Origin of the sequence: Streptomyces racemochromogenes, from assembly GCF_044129415.1 — a bacterium.
Taxonomy (GTDB): Bacteria; Actinomycetota; Actinomycetes; order Streptomycetales; family Streptomycetaceae; genus Streptomyces; species Streptomyces racemochromogenes_A.
Window position 1 is genome coordinate 1 of record NZ_JBBDHD010000241.1, and the last position, 4,798, is coordinate 4,798.

General features: G+C 73.8%; 5 protein-coding genes. 3 read left to right on the forward strand and 2 right to left on the reverse strand.

The window, feature by feature from the left end:
• The coding region (locus WDV06_RS36195) for a hypothetical protein (protein WP_395514054.1) at positions 1 to 181 on the reverse strand (181 nt) is incomplete at its 3' end.
• The gene (locus WDV06_RS36200; protein WP_395514055.1) at positions 178 to 450 is read right to left on the reverse strand and encodes an HPr family phosphocarrier protein; all 273 of its coding nucleotides are present in this window, start codon (positions 448 to 450) and stop codon (positions 178 to 180) included. The genes WDV06_RS36200 and WDV06_RS36195, both read right to left, overlap by 4 nt.
• A 320-nt stretch (positions 451 to 770) precedes the next feature.
• Here WDV06_RS36200 and WDV06_RS36205 point away from each other — a divergent pair, with 320 nt between their 5' ends.
• The 3 genes from WDV06_RS36205 (at position 771) to WDV06_RS36215 (ending at position 4,655) form a co-directional block, all read left to right on the forward strand.
• Entirely contained in the window at positions 771 to 1,532 is a 762-nt protein-coding gene (locus WDV06_RS36205; RefSeq protein ID WP_395514056.1) for a DeoR/GlpR family DNA-binding transcription regulator, read from the forward strand.
• Positions 1,529 to 2,485, forward strand: coding sequence for a 1-phosphofructokinase (pfkB, locus tag WDV06_RS36210; RefSeq protein WP_395514057.1), 957 nt, complete (start codon positions 1,529 to 1,531; stop codon positions 2,483 to 2,485). Before WDV06_RS36205 ends, pfkB begins: the two co-directional genes overlap by 4 nt.
• Positions 2,486 to 2,606: 121 nt before the next feature.
• Positions 2,607 to 4,655 carry a PTS fructose transporter subunit IIABC gene (locus WDV06_RS36215; protein ID WP_395514058.1) on the forward strand — a complete coding sequence of 683 codons (2,049 nt, stop codon included), beginning with the start codon at positions 2,607 to 2,609 and terminating at the stop codon, positions 4,653 to 4,655.
• Positions 4,656 to 4,798: the final 143 nt, after the last annotated feature.

A 4,798-nucleotide genomic window follows, 5' to 3' on the forward strand; every position in this document is an offset into this window, starting at 1 on the left:
TCCATCCGCTGATCAAGGAGGCGGTGGCGAAGGCGAAGAAGTGAAGCCGAGCCTGGTGCGGTCGCCGAGCGCCGTCGGCGACGGGCCTCGGCGCGGGCAGCGCGGGTACGGACGCCATCCGGGCGACCGGGCCCGCCGCGCTGCCCGTGCCGACGCCGATCCCGCGGATCGGATCGCTCATGCCGCTGCGTCGAGGTCGGAGGCGAGCAGGTCGGCGAGGGCCTTCAGCGAGTCCTGGGCCTGGTCGCCGGTCGCGGTGAGCTCCAGCGCCTCGCCGCAGCGGGCGGCGAGGGCGAGGACGGAGAGCAGGCTGCGGGCGTCGACCGGGGCCTGCCCCGGGCGGCCGACGGTGACCTTGACCGGCTGGCGGGCGGCGGCCTGGACGAACAGCGAGGCCGGGCGGGCGTGCAGGCCGCTCCGGGAGCCGACGGTGACCTGGATCGAGTGCATGGGAGGTCCTTGGAGGAGATGAACGGAGGAGACGGGCGCCGGCCCGGGTGGGATCCGGGTCGGCCGGGGAGGGGCCACGGTGTGGGGAACCCGGTCTCCGCGGTACGGGGGCGGTGGCGGAGGGCCGGGCAGACCGTGGTTTCAAGCCCGTCAACGTGTTGTTTCGGTTGGTTCTACGTCCGATCGTCGACCGATGTCAACAGATTCGGGCAAACTCAAAGATGCGCGCAAAGCCGGTACGACCTCTTGTTTTTTCGGTCGAAGCGCGTATGGTCGGCCTGAAGCAAGCGCGAACAGACATGAAACGGACCCAATCCCACATGTACGCACCCGAGCGGCAGCAAGAGATCCTCCGCCTCGCTCAGAAGCAGGGCAGGGTGGACGTGCCGACACTCGCCGAGGACTTCGGCGTCACGCAGGAGACCATCCGGCGTGACCTGAGCGCCCTCGACCGGGCCGGTCTGCTGCACCGGGTGCACGGCGGCGCGCTGCCCGCCGGCGCGCTGCACCTGGAGCCCGGTCTGGCCGAACGGGACTCCACGGCCGCGACCGAGAAGGAACGCATCGCCAAGGCGGCCCTCGGCCTGCTGCCCACGGAGGGCAGCGTGATCCTCGACGCCGGGACGACCGTCTCCCGGCTGGCCGGCCTGCTGCCCGCCGACTGCGGGCTCACCGTCGTCACCAACGCGCTCCCGGTCGCCGCCCGGCTGGCCGACCACCCCGGGCTCACCCTCCACCTGGTGGGCGGCCGACTGCGCCACCGCACCCAGGCCGCCGTCGACGCGTGGGCGCTGCGCGACCTGGCGGACGTCCACGCGGACGTCGCGGTGATCGCCACCAACGGCTTCTCCCCGGAGGGCGGGCTCTCGACGCCGGACCTCGCCGAGGCAGCCGTGAAACGGGCCATGCTCACCGGTGCCCGTCGGGTCGTCCTGGTGGCCGACTCCTCCAAGTACGGCGCCCGCCACTTCGCCCGCTTCGGCTCGCTGGACCAGGTGGACGTGCTGGTCACGGACACCGGGCTGACCGACGAGCAGGCCGCCGGGATCGAGAACCACGGACCGGAAGTCATCCGCGCATGATCGTCACCATCACCCCGAACCCCAGCCTCGATCGCACCTACGAACTGGGAACCCTCGTCCCGGGCGAGGTCAACCGGGCCTCGCACGACCGGCTCGACCCGGGAGGCAAGGGCGTCAACGTCTCCCGCGCGCTCACGGCCGCCGGCCACCGCACCAGCGCGGTCCTTCCCCTGGGCGGCCTCTCCGGGCAACTGCTCTCCGACCTGTTGCGCCGGCAGGGCATCGATGTCGCGGCCGTCGCGATCTCGGGCGACACCCGGATCAACGTCTCGATCGCCGAGGACGGCGGCAGCCTCACGAAGATCAACGCCGTGGGCCCCGAACTCAGCGCCGCCGAGTCGGCCGCACTGCTCGCGCTCGTCCGCGACGCCCAGAAGACCGGCCGGGGCACCGGGTTCGACGTGCAGTGGCTCGCCTGCTGCGGCAGCCTGCCGCGCGGTCTCGCACCCGAGTGGTACGCGGAAGTGGTCGCCCAGGTGCACTCGGGCGGCGCCCGGATCGCCCTCGACACCTCCGGTCCCGCGCTGCTGGCCGCGCTCTCGGCCCGCCCCGACGTGGTCAAGCCCAACCGGGAGGAACTCGCGGAGGCCGTGGGCCGCCCGGTCCGCACCGTCGGCGACGCCGTGGACGCGGCCGGGGAGCTGCGCGAGCGCGGCGCCCAGCAGGTCCTCGCCAGCCTCGGCGCGGACGGGATGCTGCTCGTCGCCGAGGAGAGCTGGTACGGCACCGCACCGGTCGCCGCCGTCCGCAGCGACGTGGGAGCGGGCGATGCCTCGCTCGCGGGCTTCCTCGGCGCCGGCGGCACCGGCCCGGAGGCCCTCGTGGCGGCCCTGGCGCACGGCGCCGCCGCCGTACAACTGCCGGGGAGCGTCATGCCGACCCCGGCCCACCTGGACCCGGCCGCGGTGGTCGTGACGGCGGACATCCCGCTCGACCGGCCGCTCCGCGGTTGAGAACCGCCCCCTGAGGACGACGTCGTCCTCAGGGGGCGGCACGCCCGGCCGTGTGGGACGGAAGGGCACCGATTGCCGGGGGCAAGGGACACTGTCAGGAACCAGTCGAAGGATCGACACGATGACCGACACGATGAGCGGGACCAGCGGGCTGATCACGCCCGCACTCGTCGACCTCTACCTCGCCCCCGAGGACAAGAACGAAGCCCTCCGCGTCCTCGCCCAGCGGCTGGTCGCCGAGGGCCGGGTCACCGACCTCGACGGCTTCCTCGCCGACGTCGCCGCCCGGGAGGCCCAGGCGCCGACCGGGATGGGAGACGGGATCGGCATTCCGCACTGCCGATCGCCCCACGTCACACGGCCGAGCCTGGCCTTCGGCCGCAGTTCCCGGGGCGTGGACTTCGACGCCCCGGACGGACGGCCCGCCGACCTGATCTTCATGATCGCGGCTCCGGCCGGTGCGGACGACACCCATCTGCAGATCCTGGCCGCGCTGGCGCGCCGCCTCATGGACCCCGCCTTCACCGGCGCCCTGCGCGACGCCGAGAGCCCGAGCGCGGTCGCGGCGCGGATCAACGGCGAGGACGCGCCGGCTGCCGTTCCGCAGACGGCCGAGGCTCCTGAGGCGGCGGCCCCGAGGACGACCGCCGTTCCGGAGCCGGCCGCCTCCGACGGCGGGCTGCGGCTCGTCGCGGTGACCTCCTGCCCGACGGGCATCGCCCACACGTACATGGCCGCCAAGGCCCTGGAACTGGCCGCCGCCCGGGCGGGCGCGCGGATCCAGGTCGAGACCCAGGGATCGGCCGGGACGACGCCGCTCGACCCCGAGGTCATCGCGGCAGCCGACGCGGTGATCTTCGCCCATGACGTGGAGATCCGGGACCGGTCCCGCTTCGCCGGCAAGCCGACCGTGGACGTGGGCGTCAAGGCCGGGGTCAACCGTGCCGACGACCTGATCGCGCAGGCCGCCGGACTGGTCGCCGAAACCGGCGGCGGCGCGCGTACCGCCACCGCCACCAGCCCCGTCGCCGCGCCGAGCGCACCCGCGGGCGAGCACTGGGCGCAGCGGCTGCGCACGTACCTGATGACCGGCGTCAGCTATATGATCCCGTTCGTCGCGGCCGGCGGGCTGCTGATCGCGCTCGCCTTCGCGATGGGCGGCTACCAGATCGCCTCCGCGCCGTCCGTGCTGGGCCACTTCGACTGGACCTCCTCGCAGAGCTGGGCGGCGATGCTGTTCCAGACCGGCAAGACCTCCTTCGGCTTCCTGGTCCCCGTCCTCTCCGGGTACGTCGCCTGGGCCATCGCGGACCGGGCGGCGCTGGCCGCCGGCATCGCCGGCGGTGCCGTCTCGGTGGCGGTCGGCGCGGGCTTCCTCGGCGGCATCGTGTCAGGCCTGGCCGCGGGCTTCCTGGTGCTGTGGATGATCCGCTGGAACGTGCCCCGGGCGATCCGGGGCATCATGCCGGTCGTGGTGATCCCGCTGCTGTCGGTGGCGGCGGTCGGCTTCCTGATGTTCGTGGTGGTCGGCTCGCCGATCGCCTCGGCGATGAACGGCCTGACCGACTGGCTGAACGGCCTCTCCGGCTCCAACGCCATCCTGCTCGGCGTGCTCCTCGGCGCGATGATGGCTTTCGACATGGGAGGTCCGCTCAACAAGGTCGCCTACACCTTCGCGGCCGGTGTGCTCACCACCGCGGGAGCCACCCCGGACGCCGGCAGCCTCAAGGTGATGGCCGCCGTGATGGCCGCCGGCATGACCCCGCCGCTGGGCATGGCCCTGGCGACCGCCGTCCGTCGCAGGCTGTTCACCCCCGAGGAGCGGGAGAACGGGAAGGCCGCCTGGGTGCTCGGCGCCTCGTTCATCACCGAGGGCGCGATCCCGTTCGCGGCGGCCGACCCGCTGCGGGTGATCCCGGCGGGCATCGCCGGCAGCATGACCGCCGGTGGCCTGGTGATGGCCTTCGGCTCCACCCTGCGTGCCCCGCACGGCGGGATCTGGGTGCTCCCCCTGATCGGCAGCCCGTTCCTCTACCTGCTCGCGGTCGCGGCGGGCACGGTGGTCACCACGGCGGTGGTGGTGCTGCTCAAGGGCATGCGGAAGTCCGCCGCCGCCCCGGCGCCCTCCGCCTCCTCCTCCCTGGCCGGGAAACACCCGGCCACCGTCTGACCCGACGGCCCGGGGGTGCCCCCCCCCGGTGGGGGGGGGGGCCCCCGCCCCCCCCCCCGCGGGGGGGGGGCCCCCCCCCCGGCCCCGGGCGCCCCGTGATCTGAACCACAGCGTCCGGGCGCCGCCTCTAGTGTTTTTTTTTT

Coding starts and splice junctions, on each gene's coding strand:
- WDV06_RS36200 (WP_395514055.1), bottom strand. CDS start 450: ATGCACTCGATCCAGGTCACCGTCGGCTCCCGGAGCGGCCTGCACGCC.
- WDV06_RS36205 (WP_395514056.1), top strand. CDS start 771: ATGTACGCACCCGAGCGGCAGCAAGAGATCCTCCGCCTCGCTCAGAAG.
- pfkB (WP_395514057.1), top strand. CDS start 1,529: ATGATCGTCACCATCACCCCGAACCCCAGCCTCGATCGCACCTACGAA.
- WDV06_RS36215 (WP_395514058.1), top strand. CDS start 2,607: ATGACCGACACGATGAGCGGGACCAGCGGGCTGATCACGCCCGCACTC.